At 66.9% G+C, this 18,242-nt stretch carries 22 protein-coding genes and 1 tRNA gene; 14 read left to right on the forward strand and 9 right to left on the reverse strand.

All coding sequences use genetic code 11. The annotated features are described in order from the left end of the window. The first annotated feature begins 422 nt into the window (after positions 1-422). Entirely contained in the window at positions 423-1,574 is a 1,152-nt protein-coding gene (locus ABJK40_RS00260) for an IS110 family transposase (protein WP_348482896.1), read from the forward strand. Between the two features lie 262 nt (positions 1,575-1,836). Here ABJK40_RS00260 and ABJK40_RS00265 read toward each other — a convergent pair whose 3' ends face one another. Beyond that, on the reverse strand, positions 1,837-2,313 hold the full coding sequence (locus tag ABJK40_RS00265; RefSeq protein WP_348482897.1) for a GNAT family N-acetyltransferase: 477 nt from the start codon (positions 2,311-2,313) through the stop codon (positions 1,837-1,839). Between the two features lie 131 nt (positions 2,314-2,444). Beyond that, positions 2,445-3,062 (reverse strand): TetR/AcrR family transcriptional regulator, encoded by a 618-nt coding sequence (locus ABJK40_RS00270; protein ID WP_348482898.1) that lies wholly within the window; start codon positions 3,060-3,062, stop codon positions 2,445-2,447. 52 nt (positions 3,063-3,114) lie between these two features. On the opposite strand from ABJK40_RS00270, the gene ABJK40_RS00275 reads away from it, so the two are divergent. From ABJK40_RS00275 to ABJK40_RS00295, 5 genes are all read left to right on the forward strand, one after another. Next, positions 3,115-3,693 carry a TIGR03086 family metal-binding protein gene (locus tag ABJK40_RS00275; RefSeq protein ID WP_348482899.1) on the forward strand — a complete coding sequence of 193 codons (579 nt, stop codon included), beginning with the start codon at positions 3,115-3,117 and terminating at the stop codon, positions 3,691-3,693. A 33-nt stretch (positions 3,694-3,726) separates the two neighbouring features. Continuing rightward, positions 3,727-4,437, forward strand: a complete 711-nt coding sequence (locus ABJK40_RS00280) for a DUF899 family protein (RefSeq protein WP_348482900.1) — start codon at positions 3,727-3,729, stop codon at positions 4,435-4,437. Positions 4,438-4,658: 221 nt separating this feature from the next. After that, positions 4,659-4,925 (forward strand): DUF1905 domain-containing protein, encoded by a 267-nt coding sequence (locus ABJK40_RS00285; RefSeq protein ID WP_348482936.1) that lies wholly within the window; start codon positions 4,659-4,661, stop codon positions 4,923-4,925. Between the two features lie 491 nt (positions 4,926-5,416). After that, complete coding sequence (locus tag ABJK40_RS00290; RefSeq protein ID WP_348482937.1) at positions 5,417-6,043, forward strand: maleylpyruvate isomerase N-terminal domain-containing protein; 627 nt, start codon at positions 5,417-5,419, stop codon at positions 6,041-6,043. Between the two features lie 83 nt (positions 6,044-6,126). After that, the gene (locus tag ABJK40_RS00295) at positions 6,127-6,411 is read left to right on the forward strand and encodes a hypothetical protein (RefSeq protein ID WP_348482901.1); all 285 of its coding nucleotides are present in this window, start codon (positions 6,127-6,129) and stop codon (positions 6,409-6,411) included. A 628-nt stretch (positions 6,412-7,039) separates the two neighbouring features. On the opposite strand, the gene ABJK40_RS00300 is transcribed toward ABJK40_RS00295, so the two are convergent. The 3 genes from ABJK40_RS00300 to moaC all read right to left on the reverse strand — a co-directional run bounded on the left by ABJK40_RS00300 (position 7,040) and on the right by moaC (position 8,634). Continuing rightward, positions 7,040-7,112: transfer RNA gene (locus tag ABJK40_RS00300), tRNA-Ala, on the reverse strand. Between the two features lie 48 nt (positions 7,113-7,160). Then, positions 7,161-7,967 carry a hypothetical protein gene (locus tag ABJK40_RS00305; RefSeq protein WP_348482902.1) on the reverse strand — a complete coding sequence of 269 codons (807 nt, stop codon included), beginning with the start codon at positions 7,965-7,967 and terminating at the stop codon, positions 7,161-7,163. A 136-nt stretch (positions 7,968-8,103) separates the two neighbouring features. Next, a complete protein-coding gene (gene moaC / locus ABJK40_RS00310; RefSeq protein WP_348482903.1) occupies positions 8,104-8,634 on the reverse strand; it encodes a cyclic pyranopterin monophosphate synthase MoaC in 531 nt (176 codons plus the stop codon). 115 nt (positions 8,635-8,749) lie between these two features. On the opposite strand from moaC, the gene ABJK40_RS00315 reads away from it, so the two are divergent. After that, positions 8,750-9,547 carry a maleylpyruvate isomerase family mycothiol-dependent enzyme gene (locus tag ABJK40_RS00315; RefSeq protein WP_348482904.1) on the forward strand — a complete coding sequence of 266 codons (798 nt, stop codon included), beginning with the start codon at positions 8,750-8,752 and terminating at the stop codon, positions 9,545-9,547. Between the two features lie 13 nt (positions 9,548-9,560). Here the strand turns inward: ABJK40_RS00315 and moaA are convergent, their stop codons facing one another. After that, positions 9,561-10,604: a GTP 3',8-cyclase MoaA gene (gene moaA, locus ABJK40_RS00320; RefSeq protein ID WP_348482905.1), complete on the reverse strand. Its 1,044-nt coding sequence runs from the start codon at positions 10,602-10,604 to the stop codon at positions 9,561-9,563. 149 nt (positions 10,605-10,753) lie between these two features. On the opposite strand from moaA, the gene ABJK40_RS00325 reads away from it, so the two are divergent. Together ABJK40_RS00325 and ABJK40_RS00330 are read left to right on the forward strand one after the other, a co-directional pair. Beyond that, complete coding sequence (locus ABJK40_RS00325; protein WP_348482906.1) at positions 10,754-11,200, forward strand: hypothetical protein; 447 nt, start codon at positions 10,754-10,756, stop codon at positions 11,198-11,200. A 76-nt stretch (positions 11,201-11,276) separates the two neighbouring features. After that, positions 11,277-11,783 (forward strand): RDD family protein, encoded by a 507-nt coding sequence (locus ABJK40_RS00330; protein WP_348482907.1) that lies wholly within the window; start codon positions 11,277-11,279, stop codon positions 11,781-11,783. 29 nt (positions 11,784-11,812) lie between these two features. Here ABJK40_RS00330 and glp read toward each other — a convergent pair whose 3' ends face one another. After that, positions 11,813-13,060, reverse strand: a complete 1,248-nt coding sequence (gene glp / locus ABJK40_RS00335; protein WP_348482908.1) for a gephyrin-like molybdotransferase Glp — start codon at positions 13,058-13,060, stop codon at positions 11,813-11,815. 41 nt (positions 13,061-13,101) lie between these two features. Between glp and ABJK40_RS00340 the strand changes: the two genes are divergently transcribed. Beyond that, the gene (locus tag ABJK40_RS00340) at positions 13,102-13,659 is read left to right on the forward strand and encodes a putative glycolipid-binding domain-containing protein (RefSeq protein WP_348482909.1); all 558 of its coding nucleotides are present in this window, start codon (positions 13,102-13,104) and stop codon (positions 13,657-13,659) included. A 20-nt stretch (positions 13,660-13,679) separates the two neighbouring features. Here the strand turns inward: ABJK40_RS00340 and ABJK40_RS00345 are convergent, their stop codons facing one another. Continuing rightward, a complete protein-coding gene (locus tag ABJK40_RS00345) occupies positions 13,680-14,537 on the reverse strand; it encodes a UTP--glucose-1-phosphate uridylyltransferase (protein ID WP_348482910.1) in 858 nt (285 codons plus the stop codon). Positions 14,538-14,561: 24 nt separating this feature from the next. Here ABJK40_RS00345 and ABJK40_RS00350 point away from each other — a divergent pair, with 24 nt between their 5' ends. From ABJK40_RS00350 to ABJK40_RS00360, 3 genes are all read left to right on the forward strand, one after another. After that, the gene (locus tag ABJK40_RS00350) at positions 14,562-14,954 is read left to right on the forward strand and encodes an FmdB family transcriptional regulator (RefSeq protein WP_348482911.1); all 393 of its coding nucleotides are present in this window, start codon (positions 14,562-14,564) and stop codon (positions 14,952-14,954) included. 6 nt (positions 14,955-14,960) lie between these two features. Further along, positions 14,961-15,779 (forward strand): S-methyl-5'-thioadenosine phosphorylase, encoded by an 819-nt coding sequence (locus ABJK40_RS00355; protein ID WP_348482912.1) that lies wholly within the window; start codon positions 14,961-14,963, stop codon positions 15,777-15,779. Positions 15,780-15,849: 70 nt separating this feature from the next. Continuing rightward, a complete protein-coding gene (locus ABJK40_RS00360) occupies positions 15,850-16,449 on the forward strand; it encodes an SAF domain-containing protein (RefSeq protein ID WP_348482913.1) in 600 nt (199 codons plus the stop codon). 53 nt (positions 16,450-16,502) lie between these two features. Here the strand turns inward: ABJK40_RS00360 and ABJK40_RS00365 are convergent, their stop codons facing one another. After that, positions 16,503-17,354, reverse strand: coding sequence for an undecaprenyl-diphosphate phosphatase (locus ABJK40_RS00365; RefSeq protein ID WP_348482914.1), 852 nt, complete (start codon positions 17,352-17,354; stop codon positions 16,503-16,505). Positions 17,355-17,426: 72 nt separating this feature from the next. Here ABJK40_RS00365 and ABJK40_RS00370 point away from each other — a divergent pair, with 72 nt between their 5' ends. Then, complete coding sequence (locus ABJK40_RS00370) at positions 17,427-18,239, forward strand: sugar nucleotide-binding protein (protein WP_348482915.1); 813 nt, start codon at positions 17,427-17,429, stop codon at positions 18,237-18,239. Positions 18,240-18,242: the final 3 nt, after the last annotated feature.

The raw sequence follows: 18,242 nt of genomic DNA on the forward strand, positions 1-18,242 counted from the left end.
ATCGGGCCGCTCCTCGCTCGTCTCATCCGACGGTGTCGCCACCGCCACATCATGGTCTGTCATGGTTGTCTGTCCTTCCAGCCGAGCGAGTCGCTCAGCGTTTCAGGCCAGACCAGTTACACCGCGGATCTGACAGTCCCGTACCCCATACTGTCAGGCCGGTCTAAGTGACCTCGACCGCACAGTACGGCCTCTTGTCATGATTGACGTGATTCGGAGGCCAGGCCAGTCTTCGGGTCGGGGTCTCGGATGGTTCGCCCGTTAAACGGCTGCCCACCTCGGAACACGTGGGGTGTGGCTCACAAGTGGCATGCGACCGAGGTCTCGGACGAGGTAGTGGCTGAAGAGAGGTTTGTTCGCTCGAAGAGGCATTGCCCTTCCTCGTCTGCTCACCAATTCAGCAACGAGACAGGCGAACAGCAATGACCGATCAGCAGGTGATCATCGGGATGGTTCCGCACAAGTCGTCGAACACGATCGCGGTCCTCGCCCGTGATGAGACGATGCGCGCGAGGCGACGATTCGTGAACTCCGACGACGGGTTCGTCGAGATGCTCGACGCCGTCACCGACTATCCGGATCGGGTGTGGGCGGTCGAGGGAGCCAACGGTGTGGGCCGCTCGGTCGCGCAGCGTCTCGTCGCTTTCGGCGAGGTGGTGGTCGATGTGCCGGCGAAGCTGGCGACGCGGGTGCGGGTGTATTCGACCGGGCACGGAACCAAGACCGACAACGCCGACGCCGTCGCGATCGCACGCGCCGCGATTCACTCGAAGCATCTGCGTCGCGTGCTGCCCGACGACGCGACAGTGGCGATGAAGTTGTTGTCGGACCGCCGCCATGAACTGGTCGGGTTGCGCACCCAGGCAATGTGTCGTCTGCACCGGTTGCTGCGCGAACTGATCGCTGGCGGCGCACCGCGCCAGTTGTCGGCTGAGAAGGCGTTCGACCTGCTCAACGGCCTCAAACCCGATGATCCGGCGAACGTGATGCGTCTCGAGATCGCGTTCGATCACATCGAAGACGTGATGCGCCTCGACCGCAAGATCGACGACTACAACCATCGCATCGTCGCCGACATCAAAACGTGCGGCACCACTCTGATCCGGCTCTACGGGGTCGGGCCGATCAACGCCGCGTTGATCCTGGGCGAGGTCGGTGACGTCTCTCGTTTCCCGAACCGCGATCACTTCGCGAGCTACACCGGCACGTCGCCGATCTCGGCGTCATCGGGCGATCATCAACGCCATCGGTTGAACCGGGCCGGCAACCGTCGACTGAACCACGCGTTGCACATCGCGGCGATCACCCAGATCCGCCAAGACACCCCCGGCCGCGTTCTCTACCGGCGAAAGATGAGCGAGGGCAAGACCCACAAAGAGGCGCTGCGGTGTGTGAAACGAAGGATCTCCGACGCCGTGTGGCGCCAACTGCGAACCGACCGATCCGACGACCGCACCCAGGACACGAAATGGCCTCGCTCGCCGGCAAAGGACACGTTCCTGGTCGCCTACCGATCGCCCGACACGCCCCGGGCGAACGGCCGGCCGAAGCGGTTCAAACCTGCCGTGGTCTAACCTCGACAGCGGGTTCGGGGTGTGGCTTCACCGAAGCATCAGCACCGGGTGAAAGCTGATCACGCGGCAGGCCTCACCGCCACCAGACGTCCCTCTCTGCCCACCCCGAACCCACCCGGGCTTGACAGAGAGGAGCCACGTCGGTGCTCCGCCACCCGCTCGAATCGACAGCAGGAATACTCCGGAACAGGCACGCAGGATCGGCACGTACGCGATCGGCCACCCGCACCAGAACGCGCGGGTCTGTCATCGGCAGAAGGCCTCAGTCGGGTACTCGGAGCTCTTGGTAGTAGTAGAACGCCCGCTCGTTCGTCTCGGGTTCGATCGACGAGTAGCCGTGCCGCTCGTAGAAGCGTTGGGCGTCAACGTCGCCCTCGTCGACGTTGATCTCGATTGCGTCGATCCCGACGGCCCGCGCGTGGTCAGACAGGAGGCGGAGGATTGCCGATCCGGTTCCCTCGCTGCGACGATTCGGTTCGACGTACAGCTCGTCGAGCAAGCCGACTCGCCCTGAGTACCAGACGCTCGGCCTGACGCTGACGAGCGCAACAGCGAATGCGGGGCGTCCCGCGAGGATTGCGAACATGGACTTGCCGGCGAGGAGAACGGCGAGACGTTCGCTCAAGACGTCGGCGCCCGGCGAGGGTGTCTCGAATTCGGTGTTGAAGTCGTGAAGGAGCCGACCGATCTGGTCGGCCTCGCTCGCATCGGCCAGGCGAGGAGTGTCGTCGCCATCCACGAGTCGAGACTAGATCGAGGTGGACGCCCGCCGGACGACGCTGAATCGGGCGACGGTGGGATCGACGTTCTTCCAGCTGGTTCGTGGACGGTCATGCGACACGTCGCCGTGTGGGTCGATCGTGGTGGCTGTCAGACCAACACGTGGTCGAGGTAGCGGCGGAGGTGAGCAAGACTCTCGGTCACGATCGATGAGTCGTTCGCTGCTTTGGCGAGCACGAAGCTGCCTTGCAGGACGGCTTGGGCGTGGCGGGCCAGACCGGCGGCATCGATGCCGTCGACTCGTGCCGTCTCGGTGAGCGCGGCGTCGAGGTCGGCTTCGAGCGTGGCGGCGTGGTCGAAGATGCTGTCGGCGCAGGCGTCGCGAATCGCATCGTGCGTCGCGAAGGTCTCCTGGGTCATCGTGCCGACGAGGCACGTGAACGTTTCAGGTGGGCCATCGATGAGCGATGCGCGTAGGTCGATGTAGCCGAGGACGCGTTGCTTGGGTGTCGCCAGTAGGTGGTAGTCGGCGGCGGCGAAGAGCGCCGATGTGGTGGTCGACCAATGGCCGGCGGCTTCGACGGCGAGGTGTTCTTTGGAGTCGAAGTGATGGAAGAACGCTCCCTTCGTCACTCCGGCTGCTGCGCACAGGTCGTCGACCGTTGTCGCGGTGTATCCCTTCGTGCGGATGACGTCGACTGCGGCCTCGAGCAGCTTCCCTCGCGCCGTCCCGCGCCTGGTCGGACGTTGTGTGTCGCGCTTGCTCATCCGAGGATCCTCACCCTTGCCTGCATACCAACTGGTTGGTACTGTAGCGGTTATGTCCGAGATCGCCCAGCGTTTCCGTTGCGTCGCCACCGATTTCACGGCGGTCGTCGACGTGGTCGGTGACGAGGCGTGGTCGAACCCGTCGCCGTGCGAGGGCTGGACCGCTCGCGATGTCGTCGGCCACCTCGTCGAGTGGATCCCTGCTCCGGGGTTCCTGCTCGGCACGTTCGGCATCGACACGGCGCCCGCACCCTCCGTTGCGGACCACCCGGCGGCGGCGTGGGCGGTCGTTCGCGACGCGATCCAGTCCGGTCTCGACGATCCGGCGACCGCATTGCGATCAGCTGACTGCGGGCCGCTCGGCCACCAGTCGTTCGAGGACGCCGTCGCGATGACGGTGATCAGCGACGTGTTCGTGCACACCTGGGACCTCGCCCAAGCCGCCGGTGTCGACGTCGCCCTCGACGCCGACGAACTCCGCCGCCAGCACGACACCATCGCACAGATCCCTCTGGCCATGGATGCTGCGATGCGCGACAGCGGCCACTACGGACCACGCCTCCCCGTCACCGCCGACGCCGACCCGCTCGACGCCGTCCTGGCGTTCTATGGACGAGACCCGACCCGCTGACCGACCATCCCGCCCTCTTGCTCGGAGACTCTCATGAACGATCACCCGACCACACCACCTGCCGTCCCGCTGCCACCTGTCGCCGATCACGACACCTGGCGACAAGCCCTCGACGAACTCCTCCGACGAGAAAAAGACGCCACCCGCGAACTCGACGCAATCGCCGCCGCCCGCCGCCGACTTCCCGCAGTACGACTCGACGACTACACCCTCGTCGGCGAAGACGGCCCGGTCCGACTCGTCGACCTCTTCGAAGGCCGACACCAACTGATCACCTACCACCACATGTGGAACCCCGGCCATGACTGGCAGTGTGCCGGATGCACCGGGTTCACGAGCCAGTTCACCCGCCTCGAGTTCCTCGACGCCTACGACGCCCGCTTCGTCATCGTGACACCCGGGCCGATTGACGAAGCACTCGACTACCGACAACGAGTCGGCAACCAGATGACCTGGTACTCGACCGCCGACAGCACCTTCGGCGCGGACATGGGCGCCCCACTCGGCGGAGGATTCCAGATCAACGTGTTCCTCCGCGACGAAGACACCGTCTACCGCACCTACAACACCCAAGGCCGCGGCACCGAACAGCTCGGCCACACCTTCGGCCTCATCGACATCCTGCCCTACGGCCGCCAAGAAGACTGGCAGGACGTGCCCGACGGATGGCCGCAAGCCCCCACGTACAGCCACTGGCCCGACTCCGAGGAGTTCGCCCAGTACGCCGATCACTCCGCGTCATGAACGACACCCGGCCCGACCTCCCCAAGATCGGTGCGCCCGCGACACGCGCTCTTGCGTCCATCGGCGTCACCCGCCTCGAACAACTCCGCCAGTACAGCGATGCCGACCTCCTCGATCTCCACGGCTTCGGACCCCGGGCGCTCGACCTCGTCCGAGAAGCTCTCAGCCCAACCAACACTCCACCAGACGCCTCCACGAACGACCCCACCGCACCGGGCAAGATCCACATCTCCTACACCGCCACACTCGGACACATCCGCCACGACGACACATGGATCTGCGTCCAACTCGCCGACTCGGCGGCGATCTTCGGCACCCGAGGCCGCGTCAAGGTCGCCGGCACCATCGACGGCCATCCGTTCCGCAGCTCATTCATGGCGCTCGGCGACGGCAACCACAAACTTCCGGTCGCCGCGACAATCCGAACGGCCATCGGCAAGACCGAAGGCGACGACGTCGACGTCCACCTGACCGAACGGCTGAGCTGACGATCCACCTCGCCACATCGCATCGCTTCCTCACGATGCGATGGACCGCGCGCAACCCGTAGCCGCTCATCGCTCCAGCCGCCAACAACGTCACCCACCCGGGAACGGCACGTACGCGATCGGCCATCGGCCATCGGCCATCGGCCATCGGCTCATGAATGTGCGGCGATTGGCGACTTCCCTCGCGCCGCCGTTGAATGCTCGTTGGCTCCGTCGCTGCCTCGTGGCGCCGGTTCTACGCAGTACTGCGCGTTGCGTTCGTCCTACTCACCAGTGTCGGACGGGCAGGTATCCGATGACTTCGCGGCGAGCGGTCGATCGACATTGTGTGCGTCCGTGGATCCCCTCGAAGTGATCAGGTCCGAGTCCCAGCGGCTCGTCGACCTGTCGAGCTCGCTCGACCAGTCCACGATCGTGGTGACCTGCCCTGATTGGACCGCAGGCGATCTGCTCTGGCACGTCACTGACGTCCACGACTCTGGGCCAGGATCCTGTCCGAAGACGTGCGCGACGATGCCGGCGTCGCCGAGATCGACGCCACGAAACCTCCACGCCCGACCGAAACACTCGACGTTCTGGCCCTTTGCGCCGATGCGACCGATCGATTGTTGGATGCGCTCGAACGACTCGATGACAACGAGGTCCGATGGTCGTGGTGGTCCGCCGATCAGACGGTCGGGTTCACCCGGCGAATGCAGACGTTCGAAGCAACCATGCACCGGATCGACGCCGAGATCACCGCAGGTGTCGCCAGCAACCCGATGGCACCCGGCGTCGCCGCTGGCGCCGTCGATCACGCGGTCGATGTGATGTGGGGTTGGATGCCCGAGTGGGCCACCTACGAACGATCCGCGCTCGTCGATGCGCGAGCCACCGACACCGCCGATCACTGGCTGATCGAGGTCGGCCGCTGGTTCGGCACGGGGCCGGAATCGGGCAACGAGTTCGACGAACCGCGCGCCGTGAGGGTGTCAACCGGCGACGCCGACATCCACGTCTCGGCAACCGTCGAACAGCTTGCACGCTGGGCGTGGACGCGTGGCCGAGTGGTCGAGGTCGACGGCGACGGATCCGGGCAGCGAGCCCTCGACGCGCTCATCTCGGCCGGGATGCAATGACCCGAACACTCGATCGTTCGCCACATCGCTCGACGCCGTCGTCACGCTGACCCGACGAGCTTCGACGTTTACGATCGTGTGCCATGACGTACGACGAGCTGATGGTGCTCGCACACGCTGCCGCTTCCCAGGGTTGCGTGCTCAAGACGGTGACCGACACCGAGTTCTCGGTCGGGGTGTACCTCGAGTGTCCGTTCTTCATCCCTGCGAGCACAGGTCGCGGACGCAGCGACGGCCGAAAGGCGGTCGAACGTTTCCTCGATCGATACAGCGAAACACACAGCCTGCGACCGGCGGACTACAGCGGCGTCACACGTAACGCGTCCTACCTGATCGGCTTGATACTCGCAGCCGACGAACTCGCCTGATCGACTCGACCCACGGCGCCCGCCCTCCCCACCGGCGACGACGACCATCCTCGGTTCGAAACATCACGTCGCACAGCGGTCCTCGACTAACCATTCACTCCGGTTGGACGCTTCACGGCTTCGAACCGTTCCCCTCGTGACCAGATCCTCACGATCCCGCCTTCGGTCACCACGGAAGAACATCCCGACGACCGGCTTTGTCGACCGCCCAGATCGGCACGTCGGGGAGCGGCGGCCCGCTCGGAGACGAGCAGTCGGCGGTTCCGACAGCGATGTTCTCCCCGTCGCTTGGTTCGTGACACCGCGATCGCAGTCCCGGCACCGGTGGCGACGCGTCGCAGCCGCTCGAGTGCGTCATCAAGAATCCCTCATCAGTCGAGCGATGGGTGCAGCAGAGCAGCTGCAGCTCGCGCGGTGTCGGACGGGCGATGACCGAGGCTGCGTACATTGCTGACGGTCGGCGACGGGTCGGGTTGACCGACATGGCGAGCGATGTCTGCCAGGTCGAGCCCGCCGTCTGCGTACAGCAACGACTTCGAACGTCAGCGCATCTCGGCGGACGTTGCCCTGGCGGAGGCCGACATTGCGGACGTTCACGCCTCTCGGCGAACGTCCGGGAACCGGGGAGTGGAGCTAAGGGGAATTGAACCCCTGACCTCGTCATTGCGAACGACGCGCTCTACCAACTGAGCTATAGCCCCGAGTGGATCGTGAGTGTAGCGGTGAGACGGCGGATCACCGTCGCCGGTTCAGTACGAGTCCATCCAGCCGTCATACGAACCGGTCGCGGCCCGCTGGCGAGCCTGGGCCAGCATCCAGATGTAGCCGAACAGGCTCAGGAACGACAGTGCGAACCCGTAGTACATGACCTGTGAGCCGGTGGTGGCGGCGAGGAAGAGCGTGCAGACGGTGGTGATGACCAGCACGAACATGACGTTCAGCCGGCGCTGCTTCGCTGCGGTACGGGCCTCGCTGGGCGCACTCGGACGCCGCTGACCGCCGGTCGGGTCGCCATGGGTGCGACGAGACGACGAGCGCTGCGGCGTGCCGGCGTTGCGCGATCGCGGCGGTGCGTCGGCGAAGTACTGGTCGTCACGATGCTCGATCTGGCGCCGCGAGCCTCCGGTGTGGTCGTCACGATGCATCCGCTCGCTGCGTTCGCGAGCCGGGCGCTGCGGCGGGCGGCGGCGCCCTCCGGTGGGATCGCCGTGGCTGCGGAAGCGAGGCGCCTCCTCGACGTGATCGGGCAGCGTGTCGACGTTCGCGCGAGCCGCGATCTCGGAGGGAGTGGAGTGCCGTGTCAGCCCCGACCGCAACTGTGGCTGCCCCGGTCGGCCTCCGGCCGCAGGCCGGGAGAGCGGCGACTGAGCGAGCGGCCGACCCATCGCCCGAACGGCTCCACGCGGCGGTGTCGCAGTGTTCTGCAGCTTCGTGAGCTGGCGGCGGAAGTCGGTGACCGACGAGTTGGGTCGATTCTCGACTCTCGATCGGAGCATCGGGGGGATGAGGACGGCGAGCCAAGCGGCTGCGACGACGAGCAAGATGAGTTGAGCCATGTGAGTTCTGTGTTGCGGGTTTCAGCCGGGGGAAAGCGGGTATCGCCCGGGCCCTGCTTCGCAAGTGTGACGAGTCTATGACGTTTATGACGAGTCAGGCAACGACCCTCGACACGAGCGCGTCAGCCGCCACTGTTCAGGGCTCCCCGACGGGAGCGTCCGACGACGCCCCGGACGCCTCGACCGCTGCGTCGGCACGGCTGTACGGGCCCGATTTGCCGCCCGTCTTCTCCCAGAGCGCGAGTTCGGTGATGGTCATCCCCTTGTCCGCCGACTTGCACATGTCGTAGACCGTCAATGCGGCGACGCTGCATGCGTGGAGCGCCTCCATCTCGACACCCGTGCGCTCGATGCAGTCGACGTGCACCTCGATCGCGACGTGGTCGTCTTCGAGTTCGAAGGTGACGGACACGCTCGAGATCATCAACGGGTGACACAGCGGGATCGTGTCCGACGTCCGCTTCGCCGCCATGATCCCCGCCACCCGAGCGACCGCGAGCACGTCGCCCTTCTTCACCTCGCGGTTGACGATCGCCGTGATGGTCTCCGGCTTCATCACCACCTTGCACCGGGCGACCGCCCGTCGATGCGTCGGCTCCTTCTGCGCGACGTCGACCATCCGGGCCCGGCCCATCGGGTCGAGGTGGGTGAATTCCTGATCGCTCATGCGAGGCGACCGTAGTCGCGCGCTCGTCGAGGCGCGGCGGTCGGTGCGGCCCGCCACCGTGACACCGCCACCCGATGGACGAGTCGAGGTGAGGACGGTTGGGTACGGTCGGCTCATGGAGCTTCCCTACGACCCGCTCGGTGTCCTGCAGACGAACGGCATCGCGTTCATCGACCTCGTGCGTTCGCACGATCACGACGTGTCCATCCCGTCGTGTCCCGGTTGGACGATCGGCTCGATCGCCGATCACCAGGCCGACGTCTGGACGTTCTGGAGTCGCGTCGTGGCCGACGGGATCACCGGCCGCGGCGCCCTGCAGTCGATCGAGGCGCCCACCGGCTTGACCGGCGACCTCCTCCTCGACTGGCTCTCGGCTTCGCACAACGCGCTCTACTCGGCGCTCGCGGACGCACCACCCGATCAGCAGGTGTGGTCGTGGGCCGGTTCGGATCTCGACGTGTCGTGGGTCCGTCGGAGGATGGTGCACGAGTCGTCGGTGCACCTGTGGGATCTGGCGAACGCCGTCGGTGATCCGTACGAGATCCCCGTCGAGGTGGCTGCCGACGGCATCGACGAGTTCCTGATGCACTTCATGGGTCGCACTCGTGGCGAAGGCGAGATGAAGGTCGGCGGCACCGTCCACCTGCACTGCACCGACACGACGACTGCGGCGTCGAACACCTCGGACACCGACGCTGCGGACCCCGTGGGCGAGTGGTTCGTGTCGAGTGTCAAGGAACCGAACTGCACCTTCACACGCGAACACCGCAAGGGCGACGCTGCGGTCCGTGGGCGGGCTCACGACCTGCTGCTGTGGTTGTGGCGGCGCAACGGCGAGAAGCCGAGCGGTGTCGAGATCATCGGCAACGACGTCGTCGCCCGACGGTTCCGCGCCTACAGCGACCTCGGGTGAGGCCACCCGGCGGTCAGCCGCCGATCTGACTCATCGACTTCGAGGGACGGGTGAAGTTCACCTGGTTGATCTGGTGACCTGCCCACTTGGTCGCCACGGCCGCCTCGATGCGTGCCGCGATCTGGTCGTCGGTCTCCCCGGCGCGCAGCGCAGCGAGCAGGCCGAACTCCTTCGTGGCGAAGAGGCACGTGCGGAAGTCGCCGTCGGAGGTGAGTCGCACGCGATCGCAGTCCCCGCAGAACGGCTTCGTCACGGTGGGGATGATGCCGATCTTCGCACCCGGATCCGTTGCATCGCCGTGGAGTCCGCCGTCGAGGTAGCGGAACCGGTCGGCCGGTGCCGCACCGCGTGCGGGCATCACCTCGATCGGGTAGACCGCGTTGATCTTCTCGACGATCTCCTCCTGGCCGACGACCTGGTCGTTCACCCAGTGCCCGCCGGCGTCGAGCGGCATGAACTCGATGAAGCGCATCTCGACGTTCTGCTCGCGGCCGTATGTGGCGAGCGCGACGATCTCGTCGTCGTTGACGCCGCGTTCGATCACGGCGTTGATCTTGACCGGGGCGAACCCCGCCTCCTGCGATGCGACGATCCCGTCGAGCACGTTGTCGAGTTGGTCACGGCGGGTCATCCGCTCGAACTTCGCACGGTCGAGCGTGTCGAGGCTGATGTTGACCCGCTTCAACCCCGCATCTCGGAGCCCGGCGGCGACGAGGCGCATCGTGGCGCCGTTCGTCGTCATCGAGAGGTCGATCGGGCCCTTCTCGTTCTCCAGTTTCGCCAGCTTCGCCACGAGGACGGACAGGTGCGCACGCACGGTCGGCTCACCGCCGGTGAGGCGGATGCCACGCACCCCGTAGCGCTCGACGAAGATCCGGGCGAGGTGTTCGATCTCCTCGAACGACATCACCTGCGACCGGTCGAGCCACGTCATGCCTTCTTCGGGCATGCAGTACGTGCAGCGAAAATTGCAGCGATCGGTGATCGAGATCCGGAGGTCCTCGATGACACGGCCGAACGGATCGATCAGATCCTGGTGCTCTGCGGTGCCGGCCATTCCACCACGTTACTGGCCGTGCCGATGCTCGCCGATCCGGAGCCCGACCGTTTCGACGTCGTCCACACCTCCGGTCCACCCGTCGACCGGAGGTTCACGACCGCCCGGAGCCCCTCAAGCGGTGCGGATTCGATGCCGATGGCTCGTGCATGCCCATCACTCGCTTCGTCGCTGTCGGTCTCGTCGCCGTCGGCCTGGCCGCATCGTCCTGTTCGAGCACTGCGCGGGACACGCTGGTCGACGTCTACGAGAACGAGCCGTCAGCGACCGTGCCCGACGTGGTCGAGCCGGGTCGGTCGGAAGCGAGCGAGCCGACCGTCGGCGAGACGGGCGGACAGAGCGAGACGATCGGGCAGAACGTCATCGACCGGATCGACGAGGCCGGTGACGCCACGTGCGCGACCGACAAGCAGCAGGTCGAGACCGCCCTGGAGATCCACTACCAGTTGAACGGTGTCGACGCGACCACGATCAGCGAACTGAAGCAGTACGGCGTCGACGACGAACTGAACCGGTGGACACTCGAGGTCCCGGTCGACGGATCGAGCACCGCTCCGAGCGTCGTGCCGGTCGTCGGCGGCTCCTGCGACACCTGAGCGCCGACTATCGGCCCATCCCTGACAATACGACTGCTGACGAGTACGGTCGCCGCTTTCCACTCAGGAGGCGGACATGACCAATCAACCGAACCCACCGGAATCAGGTTTCCAGCCGTCGCCCCCACCGGGCTTCCAACCCGAACCATCTGCCCCGGGGCCTCAGCCGATTTCCAAGATGCAGACCGGTCCACTGCCCCATGGATGCGCGACCGTTTCTCCGTGGGGCAGGCTCGGCGCGTACTTTCTCGAAGGCATCCTCGGCATCGTCACCCTCGGTATCGGGTGGCTGATCTGGGCTGCGATGATCGCCGGGACAGGGCAGACGCCGGCAAAGCGGCTCCTCAAGCAGCGTGTCATCGGGGCCGACACGCTCTCGCCCGTCAGCTTCGGAAAGATGTTCTTCCTCCGGGGGCTGGTGGCGGGTTTCGTCGCCGGTTTCGCGATTTCCTTCACGCTGGGGATCCTTCTGTTCATGCCCTTCTGGGACAAGCGGAACCAGAACATCTGGGACAAGGTCTCGAACACTTACGTCGTCAGCGACCCGAACGACGCATGGGGAACCAAGCCGACCGGGATCTGACCACCTCGGGCGGCGGTGCCGAACTGTGCTCAGGAGGCGTCGCCGAGGAGCAGCACGGCGACGTCGGCGCCGACCGGGAGGCCCTCTCCGTCGGGAATGACCGCCATCGCGTCGGCCGATGCCGTTGCCGACAGTTGGTGACTTCCCTGCGCGCCGACCGGACGGACGTGGTAGCGGCCGTCGTCGCCGAACTCGCCATTGACGCGAGCGAAGTGGACCTTGCCGTCGGGCGTACGGGCGAAATCCGAGTCGGCCACGGCGACGATGCTCGTGCGCGAGAGCCGGGCGTGACCCATCATCCGGCGCAGTGCCGGGCGCGCCATCAGCTCGAAGCTCACGAGCGAACTGACCGGGTTGCCGGGGAGCCCGAAGATCGGCACCCTCCCTCCGTCGGGACGTCTCAACGTCCCGAAGGCGAACGGCTTGGCGGGCTTCATCGCGATCTGCATCCACGTCATCTCGGCGATTCGCCCGAGCACCGCCTTGACCACGTCGTAGTCGCCCATCGACACGCCGCCGCTCGACACGATCGCGTCGCAGTCCTCGGCTGCTGTGCGAAGCACGCGCTCGAGCTCGAGCTCGTCGTCGCGCACGACACCGAGGTCGACGACCTCGCATCCGGCTTCGGCGAGCATGCCCGCGAGCATCGTCTTGTTCGACTCGCGGATCTGACCCATCTGTAGAGGTGAGCCGTCGTCGACCAGTTCGTCGCCGGTGGACAGCACGGCGACCCGCAGCCGTGGGAAGACGGTGACGGTCTGGGCATTGACACTCGCGAGCACCGCTTCGATCGCCGGCGTGATGCGCACACCGGCCGGGAACATCTCGTCGCCGACCCGGACGTCGTCGCCCGCCCCGCGCACCGCCGCGCCCACCGGCACGGCGGCCGTCAGACGCACGCGTTCGACTCCCGACGCGTCGGCGCCGAGACGTTCGGAGTCCTCGACCATCACCACGGCATCGCAGCCCTCGGGGAGCGGCGCCCCGGTCATGATGCGAATGGCTTCACCCTCCCCGAGCACGCGGTCAGGAGCGGCACCGGCAGCGATCTCGCCGACGACGACGAGGTCGACCGGTGTGTCGTCGGCGGTGGCCACGTCGGCGGCGCGCACGGCGTAGCCGTCGACCGCAGTGTTGTCGAACGGCGGCACGACCTCGGTCGACACGACCGGCGCCGCGAGCACCAACCCCGCAGCGTGACGTCGATCGACGTCGACCGGCTGCTTGGGTGGGCACTGACCGAGCACGAATTCTTGTGCGTCCTCCAACGGCGTCATGCCGGTAACCGTACATATCCCGAGCTCGTATCCTCGTCGGGATGACGACGGCGATGACGGCGTTCCCGGCGGATGGCTACACGGTGCGATGGCAGACCTGGGACGGTGACGGTGACGAGACGGTCACGCTGCGCTGGGAGAACGAAGGGTGGACGGCGCTGGGTGAGGTCGGCCGCGAGGCCGTCTCGTACGTGCTGCGTCTGTCACCGCTGTGGCAGGTCCGCCAGTTCCTCCTCTTCCGTGACAGTGACGAACCCGACCTGTGGCTCGGGAACGACGGATCGGGCCGCTGGGGCGAGATGAACGGAGCGCACCGGCCCGACCTCGACGGCTGCACCGACATCGACCTCCACATCACCCCGTTCACCAACTCGCTCCCGATCCGGCGACTGCAACTCGACCACGGCGACGCCGCCGAGATCATCGTGGCACTCGTCGACGTCGAGACCCTCGGGGTCACCCCGGCGAAGCAACGCTACGAACACGTCGCTCCCGGCGCCTGGCGCAAGACCCACGTCAAGACCGCCACGTCGATCGACTTCCGCATCGACGACTTCGGCCTCGTGCAGGACGAACCGGACCTCTTCCGACGGGTCTGACCCGGCGGCGGACCGCTCCGTCAGAGAGTGGCGAGAAACGCGCGGAGGTCCTGACCGAGTTCGGGGCTGGCGAGGCCGAGCTGGATCGACGCGGTGAGGAAGCCGAGCGGATTGCCCGTGTCGTAGCGGCCGACGTCCGACAGCACGGCGTGGAACGGAGCGCGTGCGGCCTGCGCCTTGAGGGCGTCGGTGAGCTGCAGCTCACCGCCGCGACCGGGGACGAGCGCCTCGATCTCGCCCCAGGCGTCAGCGGTGAGGACGTAGCGACCCGTGATGATGTAGTTCGACGGCGCCTCGTCCATCGGCGGCTTCTCGACGAGGTCCTTCACGGGGATCACGCCATCGACCATCGGCCCCGACGGGTCGATCACGCCGTACGAGCTGACCTGGTGGCGCGGGACCTCGGCCACGGCGACCACGCTGCCACCCGTCGAGGCGCACACCCCGTTCATCTGTGCGAGCAGACTCGACGACGACATGATCTCGTCGGGGAGCATCACGGCGAACGGCTCGACGCCCACGGCATCGCGGGCACACCCGACGGCGTGGCCGAGGCCCTTCGGATCGTCCTGGTAGACGATGGTGGCGCGCCAGTCACGTCCGATCGAACGCAACCGCTCGGCCGTTTCGGCCTTGCCCTTGTCCTCGAGCGCCGCCAACAACTGCGGGTTGGGCTCGAAGTAGTCGGCGATCGCCGGCTTGTCCCGACTGGACACGATGACGATGTGATCGATGCCTGCGCCCAACGCTTCGTCGATCACGACCTGGATGGCCGGTTGGTCACCGATCGGGAAGAGTTCCTTCGGCACGGCCTTGGTCGCAGGGAGGAATCGAGTCCCGAGTCCGGCGGCCGGGATCACTGCACTGCGTACCTGCATGAGTCGGACGATATCTTTTCGCTCGTGCCCACGTACGTCTACAAATTCGTCAAGTCGGGCGAGACCATCGAGGTCCAGCAGGCGTTCACCGACGACTCGCTCACCGAGTACACCCATCCCAAGTCGGGCAAGGTCCTGCCGGTCAAGAAGGTCTTCCAGCCCGTCGGCGTGACCTTCAAGGGGTCCGGCTTCTTCAAGACCGACAACCGCGGGTCGAGTGCGTCCACTCCCCCCGGCTCGTCCGACTCCGGTGCCTCGAGCAACAGCGACAGCGCCACGTCGAAGGATTCCGGTTCGAAGGACTCGGGATCGAAGTCGAAGGACTCGACCGCGAAGTCGAAGGAATCGGGCGCCGGCTCGTCCGCCACGACGAAGAGTTCGACGACGTCGGGTTCGTCGTCCGGTTCGTCGAACTGACCGACGGTGCGGGTCGGGCCTCACCCGCGAGCAGCCGACCTCGGCGTCGACGTCGGGATCTTCGGAGGGTCCGGCTTCTACGACTTCGTCGATGACGCCGTCGATCTCCACGTGGACACACCGTTCGGGCCTGCGGCATCGTCGGTCCGGGTCGGCAGCGTGTCGGGACGGCGAGTGGCGTTCATCGCCCGGCACGGTCGCGAGCACCGCTTCGCTGCCCACCGCGTCCCGTTCCGCGCCAACGTGTGGGCCCTCGCGTCACTCGGCGTCCGTTCGATCATCGGCCCGTGTTCGGTCGGAGCGCTGCAGCCCCACCTCGACGTCGGCGACTTCGTGGTGGTCGATCAACTCGTCGACCGGACCCAGGGCCGCCCGTCGACCTTCCACGATGCAGGCGCCGACGACGGGCGTCCCGGGTCGGCGGCACCGGTCCACCACCAACCGTTCGCCGACCCGTACGACGCGGACCTGCGTCGATCACTCGTGTCCGCCGGCAGCACCCTCGGCGACGTCCGCGTGCACGACGGCGGCACCATGGTCGTCATCGAGGGGCCGCGCTTCTCCACGCGCGCCGAGTCGCAGTGGTTCACACGAATGGGGTGGGACGTCGTGAACATGACCGGGCACCCCGAGGCCGTGCTGGCGGCCGAGGTCGGCGTGCCGTACGCGACGGTCGCCCTCGTCACCGATCGAGATGCGGGAGCAGCGCACGACGCCGCCGGCGACGACGCACCCGTGACCATGGACGCGGTGATGGCGGTCGTGGCCGCCAACGTCGGCAACGTGAAGCGGTTGCTCGCCGAGGCGATCCCCGACCTGCCCTGAACCGCTCCCGCCGTGGCTACCCTGCCCGGACCGACTCCCTCCTCTCGACCACGATCGACAGGAGTTCCAGATGATCACCACGCCCGGCCGGGCGATCCCGGCCCTCCGGCTCGCACTCGCTCGACGTCCGTGGATCCGCTGGTCGGCCGTCGCTGCTGCCTCGGTGACCGCCGGGTGGCTCGTCCTCGGCCAACTGCACGGCGTCGAAGCCGCCCGACAGTCCTGGACCCAGCAGCGGACGGTCTTCGTCGCGACCCACGATCATGCAGCGGGCGACCCGCTCACCGTGGAGGAGCGAGACCTGCCGGCGGCCGCGATACCGGCTTCGGCGCTCGACGCCGCCCCGGTCGGCAGCGTGGCACGTCAGCGGATCGGGGTCGGCGAGGTCGTCACGACCGCCGACGTCACCGCCGGTCCCGGGCCGGCCGCTGCCGCCGACGACGGTGACGTGGTCGTCGCCATCAGCGACCCGCTGTTGCAGGGCGCGATGGCGAACGTGACCGTCGGTCTCCCGGTGGCGGTCCACAGCGAAGGCATCGTGCTGGCCGACGAGGCGCGCATCGTCGCGATCGACGGCGACGTCGTCTTCGTCGCGCTGGACCCTGGCGATGCGGCGATCGTGTCGGCAGCGGCCCAGACTCGGCTCGCGTCGCTCGCGTTCCCGAGATGAGGCCCCGAGATGAGGCGAGGTGCCCGGCGCTGCGTGCGCGCAGAGCTCCGGGTTCAGGCCGAACCGCTGCGCACACCGGTGGCGATCAGCGCGAGCACGAACACCCCCGCGGCGATGCGGTACACGACGAACGGCATGAAGCTCCGCGTGCGGATCAGCCGCAGCGTGCCCCACACGGCGAGCAGTCCCGAGACTCCCGACGTCACGATTCCGACCGCCATCGGGACGTAGAGATCGCTGTCGACCTCACCGGTGAACAACCCCAGGCTCTTGACCGCAACGGCTCCGGCGATCACGGGGAGCGACATCACGAAGCTGATGCGCGCCGCCGAGTCGCGATCGAATCCGATCGCGCGGGCGGCCGTGATGGTGATGCCCGAACGGGACGTCCCCGGGTTCAGCGCGAGCGCCTGAGCGAGACCGACCTTGAGTGCATCGGGGGCACCGAACTCCTCGAGTTGGCGCCGGCCGGCGATCCGATCGGCCCACCCGAGCAGCACACCGAACACGATGAGCGAGATGGCGATGATGAGCGGGGTGCCCAGCGCTTCGTCGATGACGTCCTCGAACACGGCGCCGATCGCTGCCGCCGGAAGGGTCGCCAGCACGAAGAACCATGCGAGACGACCCTCCACGGTGGTCGGCTTCTGCCGGGAGAAGACGAGCTTCGTCCCGTCGCGCACGTAGACGACGACGTCACGACGGAAGTAGCCGAGGACCGCCACGAACGTGCCCAGGTGGAGGGCGACGTCGAAGGTCTTCTTGACCGACTCGCCGTCGGCCCCGGCGAAGTCGTCCCAGCCGAACAACCACGGAACGAGCAGGAGGTGGCCGCTCGACGAGATCGGGAGGAACTCCGAGAGGCCCTGCACGAGCCCGAGGACGATCGCATGGAGAATCGGCACCAGTGATGTCTACCGGTGTCACGCCTCTCCGGTGCGGACCCCCTCGGCAGGTGCCGACGTAGGTTGGGCGTCGTGAAGCTGCACCGTCGACGCCGCGTGATGTTGGTGACCGGCGCGTCGGGCTTTCTGGGGCGTCACCTCGTGCGCGGGCCCATCAGCGAGGAGTGGGAGATGATCGCACCCACCTCGACGTCGATGGACGTCACCCACCGTTCCGGGGTGCTCGACACGATCACCTCGTGGAAGCCCGATGTCGTGGCACACCTGGCCTACAGGAAGGACCGCCGGACGATCGTCGACGGTTCACGCCATGTCGCCGAAGCGTGCGTCGCCGCCGGCAGCAGACTGGTCCACCTGTCGACCGACGTCGTGTTCGCCGGTCGGCCCTCGCCCTACACCGAACGTGACGTCCCCGACCCGATCCTCCAGTACGGCATCGACAAGCGCGATGCCGAACTCGCGGTGACCTCGGTGGCGCCCGACGCTGCGATCATCCGCACGTCACTGCTGTACGGCAGCGACACGCCGAGCGCGTTCCAGCACGAACTGGCTGCGTCGTTGCGGAGCGGACGTCCGACCGCGACGTTCTTCACCGACGAGTTCCGCTGCCCCGTCCATGCCGACGACGTCGCACGCGCCGTGGGTGTCGTCGCCGCTCAACACGGGTTGGGCGGCGTCTTGCACGTCGCCGGGCCCGAACGCATGTCACGGCTCGACTACGCCCTCCGACTGGCAGCATTCGCCGGCTTCCCGCACGCCGACCTGGCGAGTTCGACGGTCGCCGAATCGGGTCAGGTCAGATCGCAGGACGTCGCACTCGACTCGTCCCTGGCGGCCACCCTCGACATCCACTCACGGAGCCTGCGCGACACCCTCGGGACCTGAGTC

It is taken from the genome of Ilumatobacter sp. (assembly GCF_039969435.1).
In the GTDB taxonomy this organism is placed as follows: domain Bacteria; phylum Actinomycetota; class Acidimicrobiia; order Acidimicrobiales; family Ilumatobacteraceae; genus Ilumatobacter_A.

Coding starts and splice junctions, on each gene's coding strand:
- ABJK40_RS00260 (WP_348482896.1), top strand. CDS start 423: ATGACCGATCAGCAGGTGATCATCGGGATGGTTCCGCACAAGTCGTCG.
- ABJK40_RS00270 (WP_348482898.1), bottom strand. CDS start 3,062: ATGAGCAAGCGCGACACACAACGTCCGACCAGGCGCGGGACGGCGCGA.
- ABJK40_RS00275 (WP_348482899.1), top strand. CDS start 3,115: ATGTCCGAGATCGCCCAGCGTTTCCGTTGCGTCGCCACCGATTTCACG.
- ABJK40_RS00280 (WP_348482900.1), top strand. CDS start 3,727: ATGAACGATCACCCGACCACACCACCTGCCGTCCCGCTGCCACCTGTC.
- ABJK40_RS00295 (WP_348482901.1), top strand. CDS start 6,127: ATGACGTACGACGAGCTGATGGTGCTCGCACACGCTGCCGCTTCCCAG.
- ABJK40_RS00305 (WP_348482902.1), bottom strand. CDS start 7,967: ATGGCTCAACTCATCTTGCTCGTCGTCGCAGCCGCTTGGCTCGCCGTC.
- moaC (WP_348482903.1), bottom strand. CDS start 8,634: ATGAGCGATCAGGAATTCACCCACCTCGACCCGATGGGCCGGGCCCGG.
- ABJK40_RS00315 (WP_348482904.1), top strand. CDS start 8,750: ATGGAGCTTCCCTACGACCCGCTCGGTGTCCTGCAGACGAACGGCATC.
- moaA (WP_348482905.1), bottom strand. CDS start 10,604: ATGGCCGGCACCGCAGAGCACCAGGATCTGATCGATCCGTTCGGCCGT.
- ABJK40_RS00325 (WP_348482906.1), top strand. CDS start 10,754: ATGCCCATCACTCGCTTCGTCGCTGTCGGTCTCGTCGCCGTCGGCCTG.
- ABJK40_RS00330 (WP_348482907.1), top strand. CDS start 11,277: ATGACCAATCAACCGAACCCACCGGAATCAGGTTTCCAGCCGTCGCCC.
- glp (WP_348482908.1), bottom strand. CDS start 13,060: ATGACGCCGTTGGAGGACGCACAAGAATTCGTGCTCGGTCAGTGCCCA.
- ABJK40_RS00340 (WP_348482909.1), top strand. CDS start 13,102: ATGACGACGGCGATGACGGCGTTCCCGGCGGATGGCTACACGGTGCGA.
- ABJK40_RS00345 (WP_348482910.1), bottom strand. CDS start 14,537: ATGCAGGTACGCAGTGCAGTGATCCCGGCCGCCGGACTCGGGACTCGA.
- ABJK40_RS00360 (WP_348482913.1), top strand. CDS start 15,850: ATGATCACCACGCCCGGCCGGGCGATCCCGGCCCTCCGGCTCGCACTC.